Annotated in this window: 18 protein-coding genes; 2 read left to right on the top strand and 16 right to left on the bottom strand. The window is 73.1% G+C overall.

The annotated features are described in order from the left end of the window. Window positions 1–83 precede the first annotated feature (83 nt). The 3 genes from ACGFSC_RS23660 to ACGFSC_RS23650 all read right to left on the bottom strand — a co-directional run bounded on the left by ACGFSC_RS23660 (window position 84) and on the right by ACGFSC_RS23650 (window position 2,505). The gene (locus ACGFSC_RS23660) at window positions 84–287 is read right to left on the bottom strand and encodes a hypothetical protein (protein WP_045702518.1); all 204 of its coding nucleotides are present in this window, start codon (window positions 285–287) and stop codon (window positions 84–86) included. A 424-nt stretch (window positions 288–711) separates the two neighbouring features. Then, the gene (locus ACGFSC_RS23655) at window positions 712–1,011 is read right to left on the bottom strand and encodes an acylphosphatase (protein ID WP_359900575.1); all 300 of its coding nucleotides are present in this window, start codon (window positions 1,009–1,011) and stop codon (window positions 712–714) included. Window positions 1,012–1,158: 147 nt separating this feature from the next. Beyond that, the gene (locus tag ACGFSC_RS23650; RefSeq protein ID WP_359900573.1) at window positions 1,159–2,505 is read right to left on the bottom strand and encodes a hypothetical protein; all 1,347 of its coding nucleotides are present in this window, start codon (window positions 2,503–2,505) and stop codon (window positions 1,159–1,161) included. Between the two features lie 320 nt (window positions 2,506–2,825). On the opposite strand from ACGFSC_RS23650, the gene ACGFSC_RS23645 reads away from it, so the two are divergent. Continuing rightward, window positions 2,826–3,746, top strand: a complete 921-nt coding sequence (locus ACGFSC_RS23645) for a hypothetical protein (RefSeq protein WP_359900571.1) — start codon at window positions 2,826–2,828, stop codon at window positions 3,744–3,746. A gap of 9 nt (window positions 3,747–3,755) precedes the next feature. Here the strand turns inward: ACGFSC_RS23645 and mutM are convergent, their stop codons facing one another. From mutM to ACGFSC_RS23595, 10 genes are all read right to left on the bottom strand, one after another. Beyond that, a complete protein-coding gene (gene mutM, locus ACGFSC_RS23640; protein ID WP_359900569.1) occupies window positions 3,756–4,634 on the bottom strand; it encodes a bifunctional DNA-formamidopyrimidine glycosylase/DNA-(apurinic or apyrimidinic site) lyase in 879 nt (292 codons plus the stop codon). 54 nt (window positions 4,635–4,688) lie between these two features. After that, window positions 4,689–5,480: a ribonuclease III gene (gene rnc / locus ACGFSC_RS23635; protein WP_359900567.1), complete on the bottom strand. Its 792-nt coding sequence runs from the start codon at window positions 5,478–5,480 to the stop codon at window positions 4,689–4,691. 20 nt (window positions 5,481–5,500) lie between these two features. Next, window positions 5,501–5,674 (bottom strand): 50S ribosomal protein L32, encoded by a 174-nt coding sequence (gene rpmF / locus ACGFSC_RS23630; RefSeq protein WP_030056747.1) that lies wholly within the window; start codon window positions 5,672–5,674, stop codon window positions 5,501–5,503. Window positions 5,675–5,676: 2 nt separating this feature from the next. Beyond that, window positions 5,677–6,321: a DUF177 domain-containing protein gene (locus ACGFSC_RS23625; protein ID WP_359900565.1), complete on the bottom strand. Its 645-nt coding sequence runs from the start codon at window positions 6,319–6,321 to the stop codon at window positions 5,677–5,679. A gap of 173 nt (window positions 6,322–6,494) precedes the next feature. Next, window positions 6,495–7,691, bottom strand: a complete 1,197-nt coding sequence (locus tag ACGFSC_RS23620) for an ATP synthase F0 subunit B (protein WP_359900563.1) — start codon at window positions 7,689–7,691, stop codon at window positions 6,495–6,497. A 186-nt stretch (window positions 7,692–7,877) separates the two neighbouring features. Continuing rightward, entirely contained in the window at window positions 7,878–8,369 is a 492-nt protein-coding gene (gene coaD, locus ACGFSC_RS23615; protein WP_359900561.1) for a pantetheine-phosphate adenylyltransferase, read from the bottom strand. Window positions 8,370–8,418: 49 nt separating this feature from the next. After that, window positions 8,419–9,003, bottom strand: coding sequence for a 16S rRNA (guanine(966)-N(2))-methyltransferase RsmD (rsmD, locus tag ACGFSC_RS23610; RefSeq protein ID WP_359900559.1), 585 nt, complete (start codon window positions 9,001–9,003; stop codon window positions 8,419–8,421). Between the two features lie 90 nt (window positions 9,004–9,093). Beyond that, window positions 9,094–9,627, bottom strand: a complete 534-nt coding sequence (locus tag ACGFSC_RS23605) for a hypothetical protein (RefSeq protein WP_359900557.1) — start codon at window positions 9,625–9,627, stop codon at window positions 9,094–9,096. A gap of 103 nt (window positions 9,628–9,730) precedes the next feature. Then, a complete protein-coding gene (gene recG, locus ACGFSC_RS23600) occupies window positions 9,731–11,962 on the bottom strand; it encodes an ATP-dependent DNA helicase RecG (protein ID WP_359900555.1) in 2,232 nt (743 codons plus the stop codon). A gap of 39 nt (window positions 11,963–12,001) precedes the next feature. Further along, the gene (locus ACGFSC_RS23595) at window positions 12,002–13,633 is read right to left on the bottom strand and encodes a DAK2 domain-containing protein (protein ID WP_359900553.1); all 1,632 of its coding nucleotides are present in this window, start codon (window positions 13,631–13,633) and stop codon (window positions 12,002–12,004) included. A 282-nt stretch (window positions 13,634–13,915) separates the two neighbouring features. On the opposite strand from ACGFSC_RS23595, the gene rpmB reads away from it, so the two are divergent. Next, on the top strand, window positions 13,916–14,101 hold the full coding sequence (gene rpmB, locus ACGFSC_RS23590; RefSeq protein WP_014138233.1) for a 50S ribosomal protein L28: 186 nt from the start codon (window positions 13,916–13,918) through the stop codon (window positions 14,099–14,101). Between the two features lie 153 nt (window positions 14,102–14,254). On the opposite strand, the gene thiD is transcribed toward rpmB, so the two are convergent. From thiD to ACGFSC_RS23575, 3 genes are all read right to left on the bottom strand, one after another. Continuing rightward, window positions 14,255–15,115, bottom strand: a complete 861-nt coding sequence (thiD, locus tag ACGFSC_RS23585; protein ID WP_359900551.1) for a bifunctional hydroxymethylpyrimidine kinase/phosphomethylpyrimidine kinase — start codon at window positions 15,113–15,115, stop codon at window positions 14,255–14,257. Window positions 15,116–15,139: 24 nt separating this feature from the next. Then, window positions 15,140–16,165, bottom strand: a complete 1,026-nt coding sequence (locus tag ACGFSC_RS23580; RefSeq protein WP_359900549.1) for an ATP-dependent 6-phosphofructokinase — start codon at window positions 16,163–16,165, stop codon at window positions 15,140–15,142. Window positions 16,166–16,377: 212 nt separating this feature from the next. After that, window positions 16,378–17,343, bottom strand: a complete 966-nt coding sequence (locus tag ACGFSC_RS23575) for a thiamine-phosphate kinase (RefSeq protein ID WP_359900547.1) — start codon at window positions 17,341–17,343, stop codon at window positions 16,378–16,380. Window positions 17,344–17,426: the final 83 nt, after the last annotated feature.

The following is a 17,426-nucleotide window of genomic DNA, read 5'->3' as shown; positions in this document are numbered from 1 at the left end:
CATCCGGGCGTCCCTTGCAAGCTGCGTCCCTTTCGGGGCGGCTCAGTGCACAGCGGCGTCGATCTGCGAGGACCGGGCGGGACTCAGGTGAGAGCCGGCTCCCGCTGATCCAGATCGATGCTGTTGAGCAGCGAGTGCTCGTCAGCGACAGCGGTCAGAGCGTCGTTCTCAGCCTGCATCCGAAGGAGCTCGGCTTCAAGGTCCTGGACGCGCTGCTGAAGCCGTCGCATCTCGGAGAGCATTCGCGGGTCGGGGCCGCCGACGTACCCGAGAAGCGCCTTTGCCATGATGAATGGTCCTCCACGCTGAGTGACCGAACCGGAACGGTCCAGGTCTAGGGGGAAGGGGGACGCACGCGCGGCGCGTCACCGGAAGTGCTGGCTGGGCACTACGGCACAACCACCGTGAGCTGGGCTCACGGGGGCATGCGCCTGCCGGGATAACGCGGTCGTGTGCGCGGGCTTCCAGCGTCTCACCAAAGACGGAAAGGGTCAACACGATCACCGCACGCTACCGCGCCCCTGTCACCTGCCCGGCGGTGTCGTCACGCCTGGGGGGTCTCGGGACGGGTCCACCACGTGCTCGTGGATCATCGTTCGATGCGGAGTCAACCACGAGTCTGCCCGGATGGCAACCTCGTGACACCGCCGGTTCCCGATCTTTTCCCGGAACGCCGCGCCCCGCTTCGCCGGAGCTCCGGCCCGGGGCGGCTCAGCGGATCTCGAAACCCTCGTAACCGGGGCCGACGGCCGTCCAGATCTCGGTGACCCCGCTGACGTTCCCCGGGGTCCCCGGGCCGCGCAGCCGGGCCAGCAGCTGCTCGCAGTCGGCCGCGAGTCCCTCGGCCACCACCTGCACCCGGCCGTCGCCGAGGTTGCCGGCGTAGCCGGTCAGGCCGATCTCCAGCGCCCGTGCCCTGGTCCACCAGCGGAACCCGACCTGCTGGACCTTCCCCCGGACCCAGGCGGTCACCCGGACCGGTTCCTCACTGTGGGCGTCGCGACCGTGCATGCCCCTGACCTTAGGACACGCCCCGGCGGCCCGCGCGCCCGGCCACCGCCCGGCCGGCCCGCCCCCGCACGCCGGCCGGGACGAGGACGTCAGCGGCCCCGCCGGTGCTCCGGCGGGGCCGCTGAGTCGGACGGTCGGTGCTGCGGGTTACCAGTCCCCGCCGCCGAAGTCGCCGCCACCGCCGAAATCGCCACCGCCGCCGAAATCGCCGCCGCCGCTGAAGTCGGCCGGGTTGAAGTCGGCGCCGGTGTAGTCGCCGCCCTCGTACTGGTCCTGGTAGCCGCCGCCCATCATCGGCGCCGCCGCGTAGGCCGGGGAGCTCATCATCGAGCCGAGCATGGTGCCGACCAGCAGGCCGGGCAGCAGGCCGCCGCCGAAGCCGCTGTAGTAGCCGCCCGCGTACGGGGCGTACGCCGGGCCGGCGTTCCAGTACGGCTGCGGGCCCTGGTCGGTGTCGACGGTGCGGATCGCCGGGTCGAGGCCGGCCGCCACGCGGTCCGCGTCGGCCTGGCAGACCGGCACGGAGCGGGGGGAGCCGCCGGCCGGGGCCCAGTCCACGTCCTTGACGGACGGGCCGTGCCGCGGGTCCATGAAGCACGGGGGACGGCGCTCGGGCAGCGGCCGCTTGTCCCGCCGGGCGGCCAGGGTGGCCAGCGAGAAGCGGCCGTCCTCGATCGCCTCGGTGACCTGCTTGACGTCCTCGGGCTTCTTCGCCTCGTCCATCAGCCGCTTGGACTTCTCGTACGAGTCCAGGGCGTGGCTGTAGTCGGTGCGCTGGGCGTCGTCGGCGTCGGCCGCGGCCGGGCTGAAGTCGAGCCGCTCCAGTTCGACGCCGAAGGCGGTGATGTCCTCGTCCACGACCCGGCGCAGCTGCTCCAGCTCGGCCCGGGCCTGCTCCTCCTTGCGCTTCTTGGCGCGGCGGAACAGCAGGAAGACGCCGGTGCCGGCGAGCGCGACCAGCACGAGCGGGATGACCACCCAGGCGATCGAGGTGCTGTGGTTGACCCCGGTGCCCTTGGTCTGCGGGGCGGCCTGGTCGACGAAGGAGTTCAGGGTGGCGTCGATGTCGCCGCCGTTCGACCGGAAGGCCGCCCCGGCGATGCGCTGCGGCTGGCCCGCGCCCATCGCGCCGCGGTCGCCGCCGGCGTCGAACTTGTCGCCGTGCCAGACCGCGTAGACGCCGTCGATGCCCACCAGGGTGCGGAGGTCCTGGAGGTTGCTCTTCGCGTAGGCCGCAGAGTCGGGGATCACCGCGATGAAGATCGGCTTGTCGGCCTTGTCGATCTTCTTGGTCAGGGCGTCGGCCCGGTCCTGGCTGAAGCGGCTCGTCATGGCCGGGTCGACGTAGACCCGGCCCTTCTTCAGGGAGGCCGCGGCGTCGCTCAGTCCGCCGGCCGCCGAGGCCGCGGGCGCCAGCAGGAGCAGCAGCCCGAGCAGCGCCGCCACCAGGGCAAGCGGCCCGGCGCCCCGGGAACGTCGTGCAAGGGTTCTCATGCCCCCGACGCTACCGTGACCGGCCCCGGAGCACGCCATACCCTTCGCATACTGGTACTGACAAGGCTCCCCGCCGTCCGCCGGGGCCGCTCCCCTCCTCGGGGATGATGTTTCCCCCAGCCGTCCCCGAGACGGGGCCCGCGCGGGAACCGGCTGCGGCCCCCGGACGTACGTTCCGGCAGGCCCGGCCCGGTTCCGGGGCACTCCGGGGGGCGTGCCGACCGTACCGTGCGAACGGGCATAGTGGTCCCGAACCACCGGCCCCATTGCCCTTTCTTTACTCAGCCAATCCTTGACTCGACTCCCGATCGGAGCACTCGGTGATCATCGGCCTCGTCACCGCCGTGGCGGCATCCGCCTGCTACGGCACCGGCTCGGTCCTCCAGGCCGTCGGATCCCGCCGCTCCGCCCGGGAGGAGGCCGCCAAGGGCGCCACCACCTCGACCACCGAGCACGGCGGCCCGAGCCTGTCCTCGACCGCGAAGGCCGCCGTCACCTGGGAGTTCATCCTCGGCACGGTGCTCGACCTGATCGGTTTCGGGCTCGGCGCGCTGGCCGCCCGGCTGCTGCCGCTGTTCCTCTCCCAGACCATCATCAGCGCCAACCTGGTGATCACCGCGGTGCTCAGCATCAAGCTGCTGGGCATCCGGCTCAAGCAGCTGGAGTGGGCCTCGATCGCCGTTCTCTGCTCGGCGCTGGTGCTGCTGGCCGTCTCGGCCGGACCGGAGGGCGGCCACCACGTGGCGATGTCCTTCCACTGGTGGCTGCTGATCGTCACCACCGTGCTGCTGGTCGGCGGCAGCCTGCTGGTGCGGCGGATGGGCGCCAACGGCGCGATCGTCGCCGGCCTGCTCTCCGGCCTCGGCTTCGGCGCCCTGGGCGTCGGGGTGCGCATCCTCAACGGCATCGAGCCGTTCGACATCGGTTCGCTGCTCTCCGACCCGGCGCTGTACGCGGTCCTGGTCGGCGGCATCGGCGGGATGTACATCCACACCGTGGCGCTCCAGATCGGCTCGGTCAACGGCGCGACCGCCGCGCTGGTGGTCGGCGAGACGGTGCTGCCCGGCGCGGTCGGCGTGCTCTGGCTCGGCGACTCCTCCAAGGCCGGCCTGGGCTGGCTCGGCGTGATCGGCTTCCTGCTCGCGGTGGTCGCCGCGGTCGGGGTGGCCTACTTCGGCCAGGACACCCACGGCACGCCCGGGGAGCCGGCCGCCGAGGAGCCCGAACTCACCCGCAAGTAGCGCGGGGCCTCAGCCCCCGCCGCTGGTGCGCGGCACGCGCTGGCAGCGGGGGCAGAAGTAGCTGGAGCGGTTCATCCAGGCCGCCCGCCGGATCGGGGTGCCGCAGCGGCGGCAGGGCTCCTGCTCGCGGCCGTAGGCGTCGAGGTCCCGGGAGAAGTAGCCGCTCTCGCCGTTCACGTTGACGTAGAGGCTGTCGAAGCTGGTGCCGCCGACGGCGAGCGCCGCGGTCATCACGTCCCGGGCGGCGGCCAGCAGCAGCAGGGCCTGCGGGCGGGTGAGCGTCGCGGTCGGGCGGTCGTAGTGCAGCCTGGAGCGCCACAGCGCCTCGTCGGCGTAGATGTTGCCGACGCCGCTGATCAGGGTCTGGTCGAGCAGGGCGCGCTTGACGGTGGTCCGCTTGGCGCGCAGCGCGGCCGCGAAGGCGGCGTCGTCGAAGCGCGGGTCGAGCGGGTCGCGGGCGATGTGCGCGATCGAGACCGGGGTGCCCTCGGGGTCCCCGTCCTCGGCCTCCTCGACCGCCAGGCCGCCGAAGGTCCGCTGGTCGACGAAGCGCAGTTCGCGCCCGCCGTCGGCGAAGCGCAGCCGCACCCGCAGGTGCGTCTCGTCGGGTACGGACGGGTCCTGGACGAGGAGTTGGCCGCTCATCCCGAGGTGGCCGATCAGCGAGAATCCCGCCCCGGTGCCGGCCAGCGGCACCCACAGGTACTTGCCGCGCCGCTGCGCGGTGCCGAGGGTGGTGCCGGTCAGCCGGGCGGTGAAGTCGGCCGCGCCGGCCGGCTGGCGGCGCACCGCGCGCGGGTGCAGCACCTCGACGTCGGCGACGGTCCGCCCGGCGACCCAGTTGGCCAGACCACGGCGGACGACCTCGACCTCGGGAAGTTCGGGCACGGGAAGACGCCTCCTGCTCGGTACGGTTCGGCAGGAGTGAAGGCTACTCGGAGGTCACGCCCCGGCGGGCAGCCGGTCGGCGTACTTGTCCTTGATCGCGCGCCAGGCGCTCTCGGCGGCCTTCTGCTCGGCTTCCTTCTTCGAGCGGCCGACGCCGCTGCCGAAGTCCTCGCCGGCCACCCGGGCCGCCGCGGTGAAGGTCTTCTCGTGGTCCGGACCGGATTCCATGACCACGTACTCGGGCACTCCGATGCCCACCGAGGCGGTGAGCTCCTGGAGGCTGGTCTTCCAGTCCAGGCCGGCGCCCAGCTGAGAGGACTCCTCGATCAGCGGATCGAACAGTCGGTGGACGAACTCGGTGGCCGCGTCCAGGCCCTGGTCCAGGTAGACGGCGCCGATCACGGCCTCGACGGTGTCGGCGAGGATCGACGACTTGTCGCGGCCGCCGGTGCCCTCCTCGCCCTTGCCGAGGCGGATGAACGTGCCGAGCTCCAGGCCGCGGCCGACGTCCGCGAGCGCGCGGGAGTTGACCACCGCGGCGCGCAGTTTGGCGAGCGTGCCCTCCGGGACGTCCGGGTGGACGCGGTAGAGGGTGTCGGTCACCACGAGGCCCAGCACCGAGTCGCCGAGGAACTCCAGGCGCTCGTTGGTGGGCAGCCCGCCGTTCTCGTACGCGTACGAGCGGTGGGTCAGGGCACGCACCAGAAGGGCGCGCTCGAGCGTGTACCCGAGGCGCCCTTCCAGGACGTCGTATTCGGTCGAAGCCGGCCCGCCGGCCTTGCCGCCGCCCGAAGAGGAACCCTTCGGGGCGGTGGACGCCTTGCGGGTGGAGTTACCGTCCGACATCGATCCGTACACCCCGCCGATCAGACCGAGAGGACCTGGCGACGGTTGTACGTGCCGCAGCTCGGGCACGCGATGTGGCCCAGCTTCGGCTCGTGGCAGCGGTCGCACGCCACGAGGGCCGGGACAACGGCCTTCCAGTTGGACCGACGGTGGCGCGTGTTGCTGCGCGACATCTTCCGCTTCGGAACAGCCACGGCTACTTCTCCTGGTTCTCGGCGAGACCCTCACGGGTGTCGCTGTTCTTAGATCCGTCACCCTCGTCGCCGGGGGCGGCGGAGAGTCCCTGCAGAGCCGCCCACCGGGGGTCGACGGCATCGTGGTGGTGCGCCGGGTCGTCGCTCAGGCGCGCTCCGCACTCGGAGCACAGGCCCAGGCAGTCTTCCTGGCACACCGGCTGCAGCGGCAGTGCGAGCACCACCGCGTCACGCAGCACCGGCCGGAGGTCGAAGAAGTCGCCCTCCAGACGGTAAGTCTCATCTTCCGAGTCCTCTTCGAGGTCCTCGGCCCCGGCGGTCCGGGCGCGGTGGCGCTCGTCGGACTCCGGGTAGTAGTACAGCTCCTGGAAGTCCACGTCGACGTCGAACTCGACGGGCTCCAGGCACCGGACGCACTCGCCCTCGACCCGGGTCTCGGCGGTGCCGGTGACCAGCACGCCCTCGACCACGGACTCCAGGCGGAGCTCCAGCTCGATCGGGCTCTTCTCCGGCACGCCGATCACGTCGATGATCCCGAAGCCCTCCGGGGCCTCCAGGGTCCGGCTCACCTTGCGCATCGAGCCCGGACGCCGACCGAGCTCGTGCGTGTCGAACACGAGGGGGTCGCGGTGGTCGAGGCGGTTCACGGTGTCCTGACTTCCATAGGAATCCAACGAAGCGTCCCCATACAAGTCGGCGCTGCGAGGGCAAGCCAACGGCCGGACATGGGGAGGCCGGAGTGGTCAGACTACCGGAGTCTCCCGTCAGGCCCAACTTCGGTCCCGTCGGGAGACTCCCCCGCGGCCGTGCCGGGGCCGGTTCAGCGGCCTCCGAGCTCCCGCAGCCTGGTCATGTCGATCATGCTGGTGTCGAAGAAGCTGGTCTCGTCCAGACCCTGCCCCTGCGCCTGGCCCTGGCCCTGCTGCTGGCCCTGCTGCTGGTGCGGCACGGCCGGCGGGGTGGCCGGAGGCTGGGGGTAGGCGTAGCCCTCGTACGGCTGCGCGGCGTAGCCCTGCTGCTGCTGGGGATATCCGTAGCCGCCCTGCTGCTGGTCCGGGTAGCCCTGCTGCTGGTAGCCGTCCTGCTGTCCGCCCCACTGGGCGTTGTACGGGTCGCCCTGGCCGGCCGGGTCGTAGCCGCCGCCGTACACCTCGGCGTACTGCCCGCCGGGCTGCTGGGCGGCCGCGTACTGGTCGGTGCCGGGGGCCTGCCAGCCGGCCGCGGCCGGGGTCTGCTCCGGCCAGGTCTGCTGCTGCGGGACGTCCTCGCGGTACCAGGCGATGTCCCCGCCGTCGGGGTCGTGGGCGAAGCCCGCCGCCACCGCCTCGGCCCGCTCCTTGGCCTCCTGGGCCTGGTCGGCGGCGGCCAGGTAGGCGCCCAGCTCGTCGATGGGCCGCTTGCCGAGCAGCTTGTCCCGGCCCTTGCCGACCGCCTCCAGGGTGGCGCCGAGCACGTTCTCCAGGGTGGCGAGCTTCACGTCGACGTACTCGTCCACCTCGGGGCTCGGGCTGATCCGCTGCGGGCGGAACTCCTCGCCGTCGCCCTCGCCCTCGGACTTGGTCTCGAAGACGCTGGAGTCGCCGCGCAGCTTGGTGCGGCCGCGGCCGACCGCGCCGAGCGTCTTGGTCAGCACGACCTCGAAGTTGGCGAGCTTGCTGTCCACGTAGTCGTCGGCCTCGGCCCGCTTGGCGTCGACCTCGGCGCGCGCCTCGGCGAGGATCCGGTCGGCCTGGGCCTGGGCCTGGCGGACCACCTCGGTGTCCGAGATCAGCGAGCCGCGCTCGGCGTGCGCGCCCTGGATGATCCGCTCGGCCTCGGCCTGGGCACCCGCCACCACCTGCTCGTGGTCGGCCATCACCGACTGGGCCTGGGCGAGTTCGGCGGGCAGGGCCGACCTGAGGTTGTTGAGCAGGCCGATCAGCTCGGCCCGGTTCACCACGCAGGAGGCCGACATCGGCATCGAGCGGGCGTTCTCGACCGCCGCCACGATCTCGTCGACCTTGTTCTGCACGTCCACGGGGCTTCGTCTTTCCGTGTGCCGCCGACGGTCCGGCGGAGGCAGGCCCGACGCGGTGAACCTCACCGCGGGGCAGGAGTACAGACTGTACGGCCCCTGCCGGGCGGGGTCACAACGCCTGCGCCGAACCGGTCTGCCGCCCGCGGGACAATCCATGACGAACCGGCAGAAGCGGACAGACGGCGCCTACTGCTCGGCCTTGCGCTCCGCGATCCGCTCCACCAGTTGGCGGTGCACCGTCTCCGGCAGCAGGTGCGAGACGTCGCCGCCGTACGAGGCGACCTCCTTGACCAGCGTCGAGGAGAGGAAGCTGTAGGTCGGCGAGGTCGGCACGAACAGCGTCTCCACCCCGGTCAGGCCGTGGTTCATCTGCGCCATCTGGAGCTCGTAGTCGAAGTCGCTGACCGCGCGCAGGCCCTTGATGATCGCGGGGATGTTGCGCTCCCGGCAGAAGTCCACCAGCAGGCCGTGGTGCGACTCGACCACCAGGTTCCCGAAGCCCGCGGTGACCTCCTCGATCAGGCCGATCCGCTCCTCGACGGTGAACATGCCCTGCTTGTTCCGGTTGATCAGGACCGCGACATGCACCACGTCGTACAGCTTCGAGGCCCGCCCGATGATGTCGAGGTGACCGTTGGTGATCGGGTCGAACGAACCAGGACAGACGGCTCGGCGCATGGCGTGTGTGCTCCCTCGTGGGGTGACGGCTGCTGCGGGCCGCGGCCCGCTACTTCTGCTCACCGGCCGCGGCGGCGGCGCGACCGTACCAGAGCGTGCCCTCGCCGTAGCGGCGGGAGCGCAGTTCCTCGAAACCCCCGGGCCAGTCGAACCCACCGCCGCGGGTGCTGCGCTCCACGGTGACGAGTGCGTCGTCCGCGAGCCAGCCCCCGGCCAGGAGTGTGATCAGCATCTCGCGGACCTCCTCGTCCGTCACCACGTACGGCGGGTCGAGGAAGACCAGGTCGTACGGGCTCTGCGGGGGCGGGCCGGCGATCACCTTCTCCGCCCTGGCGGCCCGCACCTCGGCCCCGGGCAGGCCGATCGTCCGGACGTTCTCCCGGATCACCCGGGCCGCCTGGCCGTCCGCCTCGACCAGCAGGACGTGCTCGGCGCCGCGCGACAGCGCCTCCAGTCCGACCGCGCCCGATCCGCCGAACAGGTCCAGCATCCGGATCCCGTGCAGGGTGCCGCGCAGCGCCTCCAGGGTGGAGAACATCGCCTCGCGGGCCTTGTCGGAGGTCGGGCGGGTGCCCCGGCCGGGCGGTACGGCCAGTCGGCGGCCGCCGGCCGCCCCGGCGATCACGCGGGTCATGGTGGTGGGAGGTCCTTTCGTCGCTGCCCGACCACGCTATACGGCGCAGGCCCCGCCGGGCTTACCGGCGGGGCCTGCGGGGAGCACGGGTCAGCTCGCCTCGGAGCCCGCCGCCTGGGGCGGCAGGGCCGCGCCGAGCAGGGCCGGCGAGGCGTAGCGGGACCAGGACAGGCAGCCGTCGGGCGGGCAGAACTCGGGGCGGCGCGGGTCGTGCCCGAGCTCGCGCAGCTTGGTCCGGACGGAGTCGGGCGTGCGGCCGAACCGGGCGGCGATCCGGGCGATGGTCTCGCCGTCGTGGAAGCGCCGGACCAGTTCCTCCTCGTGCTGCGGCACCCAGGGGGCGCCGTGGCCGGGGTACAGCTCGCGCAGCACGTCGCGGTCGGGGATGGGCTCGGAGACGTCGGCGACGATCGCCAGCGCCCGCAGCGCGCGGTTGAGCGCGATCCGCAGCGAGGCGACGTCCTCGACCGGCAGGCGGAGCTTGCCCGAGGCGAGCGGTGCGGCGGCCGCCCCCTCGCGCCAGCCGGTCAGGGTGAGGGTGACCTCGCGGTCGTCGTCGCTGGCGAGTTCGATCCGGAAGACCTTGTCGCCCAGCGGGAGCTCGTTGAGATGACGGAATGCCATGGCATGACCCCCAAGTGTCGTGCCAGGTACGCACCTTGGAGGTGCGTCCTGAACAACTCCATTCTCTCCCGGGGGTCTGACAATCCGACCCTCGAAGGACCGCTCAGCCCTTCTCCATGTAGGCCGCGCGGTCCTCGTCGAGCAGGCTCTCCAGCGCGGTGCGCAGCTCCGGGTGGGCGGCCAGGTCCGGGTCCTCGGCGACCAGCCGGGTGGCCTCGGTGCGGGCGGTGAGGATGACCTCCTCGTCCTCCAGCACCGAGAGCACCTTGAGCGAGGACTTCACCCCGGACTGGGCCTGGCCCAGCACGTCGCCCTCGCGGCGCTGTTCGAGGTCGATCCGGGACAGCTCGAAGCCGTCCAGGGTGCCCGCCACCGCGTCCAGCCGGGCCCGCGCGGCGCTGCCCCCGGGCATGTCGCTGACCAGCAGGCACAGGCCCGCCGCGCTGCCGCGGCCGACCCGGCCGCGCAGCTGGTGGAGCTGGGAGACGCCGAAGCGGTCGGCGTCCATGATGACCATCGCGGTGGAGTTGGGGACGTTGACGCCGACCTCGATCACCGTGGTGGCGACCAGCACGTCCACCTCGCCGGCCGTGAACCGGCGCATCACCTCGTCCTTGGCCTCGGGCGCGAGCCGGCCGTGCAGGATCTCCACCCGCAGGCCGCTCAGCGGGCCCTTCGCCAGCTTCTCGGCCGTCTCCACCACCGAGAGCGGGGGCCGCCGTTCGTCGCTCGCCGCGCCTCCGTCGCCGCCCTCGTCGCCGACCTCCTCGAAGTCCTCCTCCGCGGCCTTGCGGCGCTTCTTCCCCGGGCCCGCCGCCGGCTCCTCGTCCCCGATCCGGGGGCAGACCACGTACGCCTGGTGGCCCTTGGCGACCTCCTCGCGGACCCGCTCCCAGGCCCGGGTGAGGAAGTTGGGCTTCTCCAGCGCCGGGACGACATGGGTGGAGATCGGCGAGCGGCCGGCCGGCAGCTGGTCCAGGACGGAGGTCTCCAGGTCCCCGAAGACCGTCATCGCGACGGTGCGCGGGATCGGGGTGGCCGTCATCACCAGCAGGTGCGGCGGCTGCTCGCCCTTGGCGCGCAGCGCGTCCCGCTGCTCGACGCCGAAGCGGTGCTGCTCGTCCACCACGACCAGGCCGAGGTCCTGGAACTGCACCTTGTCCTCGATCAGCGCGTGGGTGCCGATGGCGATCCCGGCGTCCCCGCAGGCCATGTCGAGCAGCGCCTGCCGGCGGGCGGGGACACCCATCGAGCCGGTCAGCAGCACCACCCGGGTGCCGAGGTCGGAGCCGCCGAGCATGCCGCCCTCGGCGAGGTCCCCCATCATCTCGACGATCGAGCGGTGGTGCTGCTGGGCGAGCACCTCGGTGGGCGCCAGCAGCACCGCCTGGCCGCCCGCGTCCACCACGGCGAGCATGGCGCGCAGCGCGACCAGGGTCTTCCCGGAGCCGACCTCGCCCTGGAGCAGCCGGTGCATCGGGTGGTCGGTGGCGAGGTCGGCGGCGATCTCGGCGCAGACGGACCGCTGGCCCTCGGTGAGGGTGAACGGCAGCCGGGCGTCGAAGGCGTCCAGCAGGCCGCCCTCGCGGGCCCGGCGCGGCTTGGCGGGCAGGGCGGAGTCGGCGGCCCGGCGCTGCGCGAGGGCGACCTGGAGCACGAAGGCCTCGTCCCAGCGCAGCCGGCTCTGGGCGCGCTCGCGGTCGGCGTGGCCGCGCGGGCGGTGGATCAGTTCCAGCGCCTCGGGCAGCGGGATCAGGTCGTGCCGCTCGCGCAGTTCGGCGGGCAGCGGCTCGCCGACGTCGCCGAGGTGCTTGGTGAGCGCGGTCTCGATGCAGATCGACAGCTTCCAGCTGGGCATCTGCGCGCTGGCGCCGTACACCGGGATGAGCCGGCCGGCGAACTGCCGCGCGGCGTCCGATCCCGTGTCCTCGTCGAGCAGCTGGTAGTCCGGCGAGACCAGCTGGCGGGTCCGGTTGAAGACCCCGACCTTTCCGGCGAACAGGCCCTGGGCGCCGGCCTTGAGCTCCTTCTGCCGCCAGCCCTGGTTGAAGAAGACCAGCGAGAGCCGGCTGCGGCCGTCGGTGACCACGACCTCCAGCCGGTCGCCCTTGCGGCCGCGGAACGGGATCAGGGTGACCTTCTCGATCCGGGCCAGCACGGTGACGTGCTCGTCGACCTCCAGCTCGTCCAGGCTGGTGAGCTGGCCGCGTTCGACGTAGCGGCGCGGATAGTGGTGCAGCAGGTCCCCGACCGTGCGCAGCTTGAGACTGTCGGCGAGCACCTTCGCGGTGCGGTCGCCGACGAGCTTGGTCAGTGGTTCATCGAGAGCGCCCATCAGGCCCCTGTTTACACCAAGGGGCGGACAGAACGGCGGCTACTCCACCCCGATGAGCAGCGGCGCCGGTTCCTGCCCGCCGTGGAAGACCACCGCGTCCACCTCGGGCCGGCGGTGCCGCACGTGGGCGACCAGCCGCTCGGCCAGCGCCTCCTCGGTGCCCTCGCCGAGGATCAGGGTGACGAGTTCGCCGCCCGCCCCGAGCATCCGGTCCAGCACGCTCTCGCCGACCTCGGCCAGCCCGGCGCCGATCACCGCGACGTCGCCGTCGATCAGCCCGAGCACGTCCCCGGCCTGGCAGACCCCGGCCATCGTCCAGGACTCCCCCTCGGCGACGGCCAGTTCCGCGTACCGGGTGGCCCCGGCGGCGGAGGTCATGGCGACCACGTCCTCGTCGAAGCGGCGGCCGCCCTCGTGCACCGCGAGCGCCGCCAGTCCCTGCACCGGCGAGCGGGTGGGCAGGACGGCGATCCGCACCCCCTCCTCGCGCAGCTGGTCGGCGGCGGCCCCGGCGGCGGCCCGCAGCTCCGGGTCGTTCAGCAGCAGGACGACCTCGCGGGCGGCCGAGCGGCGCACCGCGGCGGCGAGTTCGGCGCTGGCCGGCGGGCGGTCCGGGTCGGCGTGCAGGACGACGGCGCCGGCCTGTTCGCAGAGCTCGGCCAGGCCCTCGCCGGAGACCACCGAGAGCACCGCCCGGGCCCGCTCCTCGCGCTCGCCGGGCTCGGCGACGGTGCCGGAGCGGGCGGCGGCCTCGGCGAAGTGGGTGATCCGGATCTGGTGCGGGCGCCCGGCCCCGACGCCGGCCTCCACGGCGGCGCCCGCGTCGTCCACGTGGACGTGCACGTTCCACAGGCCGTCGCCGCCGCCGACCACCAGGGAGTCGCCGAGCTCGCCGAGCCGCTCGCGCAGCGCGGGCAGCGCCTCGTCGGGGGCGTCCAGCAGGTAGATGACCTCGAAGGCGGGGTGGCCGGGGCCGGGCGGCCGCAGGTGCGTCTCGCAGCTCTCGACGGCCCGGACGTCCCCGCGCAGCGCGACCGGCCCCATCGGCTGCTGCCCGGCGACGGCGTCGGCGAGCGCGCCGAGGACGGCCACCAGGCCGCGCCCGCCGGCGTCCACGACCCCGTTCTCGGCCAGCACGGCGAGCTGCTCGGGGGTGTGCCGCAGTGCGTCCCGGGCGGCCCGGTGGGCGGTGTCGGCGACCTGCGCGAGCCCGTCCCCGGCCCGGACGGCCTCCCGGGCGGCGACCCGGGCGACGGTCAGCAGGGTCCCCTCGACGGGCTCCGCGACGGCCTGGTACGCGGAGTCGGCGGCCCGTTGCAGGGCGGCCCGCAGCTGGTCGGCGCCGCCGCCCTCGGCGAGCGTCTCGGCGGTCCCGCGCAACCACTGGGCGAGGATCACCCCGGAGTTCCCGCGGGCGCCGACCAGCGCGCCGCGGGCCATCGCCCGGACCGTGTCCGCCAGCCCGGGGGCCGTCCCGACGGCGGGGTCGGCGAAGCGGCTCTCCACCTCGGCGGCGGCGGACTCGACGGTCAGATAGAGGTTGGTGCCGGTGTCGCCGTCCGGGACGGGGTAGACGTTGAGCGCGTCGATCTCCTCGCGGGCCTGGCCGAGCGCCCGCAGGGCGAGCTGGCACCAGGTGCGCACGGCCGGGGCGTCGAGCGTGTGCAGCACCAGGTCTCCTCCGGATGGGACGCCGCGGTGGCCCGAGGGGCGGCGGCGAGGGGTGATACCGGCAGGTTATCGGGGGGCGGGCGGGGCCGTCCGGGCCGACGACCGGAGCGATCACTCGGCCGGTCATGGTAGTTTCGTGGGACGGAAGCAAGCGTTGTATGCTCTTCCGGTTGCCTGGAACCGTCCAGGCTCACCCCCTCGTCCGGTCTGGTCCACGCGAGTGTTCTGGTGGTCGAGCGGGGTTTTCGAAAGTATCTGATCTGAAGTCTTGGAGTGACTCCTGTGGCTGCCAACTGCGACGTCTGCGGCAAGGGGCCGGGCTTCGGCAACAGCATCTCCCACTCTCACCGCCGTACCCCCCGTCGTTGGAACCCCAACATCCAGACGGTGCGCGCTGTGATTGGGCGGACGCCGAAGCGGCTCAACGTCTGCACCTCGTGCATCAAGGCCGGTAAGGTCTCGCGCTGACGCGCAGACCGGCAAGCCGGTCCTCCAGTGAGCCGGTTCATCCTCGGATGAGCCGGCTTCACTGTTTCCGTGGCCGGCTCTGCCGTTTTCCGGACCCACCGACAGTGGGCGGACTCCTCCCAGGAGCCCGCCCACTGTCGTCTTCCGGGGTCCTCAGCGCCAGCGCCAGGCGTGGTCGACCGGGCCGATGCCGGCGCCCAGGGCGAAGCCCCCGGCGATCGCGCCGGTGATGTACTCCTTGGCCGAGGCCACCGCCCGCGGCAGCGGCTCGCCCTTGGCCAGTCCGGCCGCGATCGCGCTGGCCAGGGTGCAGCCGGTGCCGTGGGTGTGCCGGTTGTCGTAGCGGGGCGCCCGGAACCAGTGCACCTCGCCGGGTCCGCCGTACAGCAGGTCGGCGGCCTCGCCCGGCAGGTGGCCGCCCTTGACCAGCGCCCAGCGCGGCCCGAGGTCGACCAGCGCCCTGGCGGCGTCCAGCATCTGCGACTCGTCCTCGACGGTCAGCCCGGTGAGCTGGGTCACCTCGTGCAGGTTGGGGGTGGCCAGGGTGGCGACCGGCAGCAGCTTCTCGCGGACGGTGGCGACGGCCTCGGCGACCAGCAGCGCGTCCCCGTGCTTGGAGACCCCGACCGGGTCGACCACCACCGGGGCGTCCACCCCGGCCAGCAGCTCGGCGACGGTCTCGACGAGTTCGACCGAGGCGAGCATGCCGGTCTTCACGGCCTGCACCCCGATGTCGTCCACCACGCTGCGGAACTGCGCCCGGACCGCTTCCGCGGGCAGCTCCCAGTAGCCCTGGACGCCGAGCGAGTTCTGCGCGGTGACGGCGGTGATCACGCTCATGCCGTGGACGCCGAGGGCGAGCATCGCCTTGAGGTCGGCCTGGATTCCGGCGCCGCCGCCGGAGTCGGAGCCGGCGACGGTGAGCACCCGGGGAGGCGTGAGGCGGGCGGTGGCGTCGGAGGGGCCGTGCGAAGCGCTTCGGCCGGGGGCGGGGGTGGGAGACGGGAGGGCCATGGGCCCCAACCTACCGGCGCGCTCTCAGAGCACCGCCTCGGACTCCGCCCAGCGGTCCTTCGGCACCGTCTTCAGCCTGGTCACCGCGTCGCCGATCGGCAGCAGTTCGATGCCGGTCCGGCGCAGCGCGGTGAAGTGTCCGAACGCCCCCTGCTGGACGGCCTCCACCGCGTGCCAGCCGAACCGGGTGGCGAGCACCCGGTCCCGGGCGGTCGGGGTGCCGCCGCGCTGGACGTGGCCGAGGATGACCGGGCGGGCCTCCTTGCCGAGCAGGTTCTCCAGCTCGTGGGCGAGCCGGTTGCCGATCCCGCCGAAGGTCCGGTGGCCGTACTGGTCGACCTCGCCGTGGTCGAAGCGCATGGTGCCGGGCAGCGGGGAGGCGCCCTCGGCGACGGCGATGATGGCGAACTTCTTGCCGCGCGCGAAGCGGTCCTCGATTATCCGGGCCACCGCCTCGATGTCGAAGGGCTTCTCCGGGATCAGGATGCCGTGCGCACCGCCCGCCATGCCCGCGGTGAGGGTGATCCAGCCGGTGTGCCGGCCCATCAACTCGACCACCATGACGCGCTGGTGGGACTCGGCGGTGGTCTTCAGCCGGTCGATCGCCTCGGTCGCGACGTGCACGGCTGTGTCGAAGCCGAAGGTCACGTCGGTGGCGTCGATGTCGTTGTCGATGGTCTTCGGCACCCCGACCACGGGCAGTCCGGCGTCGCTGAACAGCTTGGCGGCGGTCAGCGTGCCCTCCCCGCCGATCGCGATCAGCGCGTCGATGCCGATCTCCCGGGCCAGCGTCTTGGCGTTCTCGACCGCCCAGGCGATCCGGTCCCGCCGCACCCGGGCCGAGCCCAGGATGGTGCCGCCGAGGGTGAGCAGGCCGGTGACGTCGTCGTGCGAGACCGTCCTGGTGCGGCCCTCGATCAGTCCGAGGAAGCCGTCCAGGATGCCGACGATCTCGTGTCCGTGGACGTCGGTGCCCCGGTGCACCACGGAGCGGATCACCGCGTTGAGGCCGGGGCAGTCGCCGCCGCTGGTCAGTACACCGATGCGCATGTCTGGTGTGCTCCCGCTCGCAGTGGGTCGGGCCACCCGCGCCGTGCGGGTGGGCTGGGGTGTCGCAAGCCTACGCACAACGCACCCTCGACACCCGTTCCCAGCGCACCGGAGCGTCACGCGCCGCCCGCCGTACGGGGATCGGCGCGGACCGCCCGCCGGGGCCCGCCTCCCGGGCCCCCGCCGGGGCCGGCGCGATCCGGGGGCGGGCCCTACTCGGCGAAGTGGTCCCAGCCGCCCACCCGGTCCCAGGGGGCGCCGTCCACCGTGACCCGGCCGCTGCGGCTGCCCGTCGGGCGGCCGGTCACCTCGCCCACCACCCGCCAGCGGGCCGGGAGTTGGACCCCGCGCGGGAAGGTGGCCACGATCGCGTGGTCCTCGCCGCCGGAGAGCACCCAGACCAACGGGTCCACGCCGACCGCCTGGCCGATGTCGGCCATCTGCGCCGGGACGTCGAAGTCGGCGGCCTTCAGGTCGATGTCCACCTCGCTGGCCCGGGCCACGTGGCCGAGGTCGGCGACCAGCCCGTCGCTCACGTCGATCATCGAGGTCGCGCCCAGCTCGGCCGCCGCCGGGCCCGCGTGGTACGGCGGTTCGGGCCGGCGGTGCGCCTCGACGAAGGCGCGCGGGGAGCGGAAGCCGCGCTGGAGCACGGTCAGGCCGGCGGCCGACCAGCCGAGCCAGCCGGTCACCGCGACCACGTCGCCGACCTGCGCACCGGAGCGGGTCACCGCCGCACGCCCCTGGAGGTCCCCGAGCGCCGTGATGGCCAGCATGACGGTGTCGCCGCGCACCACGTCGCCGCCGACCACCGTCGCCCCGGCCACCTGGCACTCGTCGCGCAGCCCGTCCATCAACTCGGTGGCCCAGGTGGTCGGCAGGTCCGCGGGGGTGACCAGACCGAGCAGTATCGCGGTCGGCACCGCCCCCATCGCGGCCACGTCGGCGAGGTTCTGGGCGGCGGCCTTGCGGCCCACGTCGTAGGCGGTGGACCAGTCCCGGCGGAAGTGCCGGTTCTCGATCAGGACGTCCGTGGTCGCCACCACCCGGCCGTCCGGAGCCCGTACCACCGCGGCGTCGTCACCCGGGCCGAGGTCGACCGCGTCGGTGAGCGGTACCCGGGCGGTCAGCTCCCTGATGAGGCCGAACTCGCCGAGCTCGCCCACGGTCCCCTGCATCTGCCGTCCTCTCGCGTTTCCATCCGTCTTCGGCCCCCGTCGCGCTCCCCCGCGCGCAGCGTACGCCCTTCCGGGGCCTCGGG

This window comes from Kitasatospora sp. NPDC048715 (assembly GCF_043198905.1).
Taxonomy (GTDB): domain Bacteria; phylum Actinomycetota; class Actinomycetes; order Streptomycetales; family Streptomycetaceae; genus Kitasatospora; species Kitasatospora lactacystinica.
Note: the sequence above shows the minus strand (reverse complement) of the source record. Positions and strands in the feature narration are given on the sequence as shown.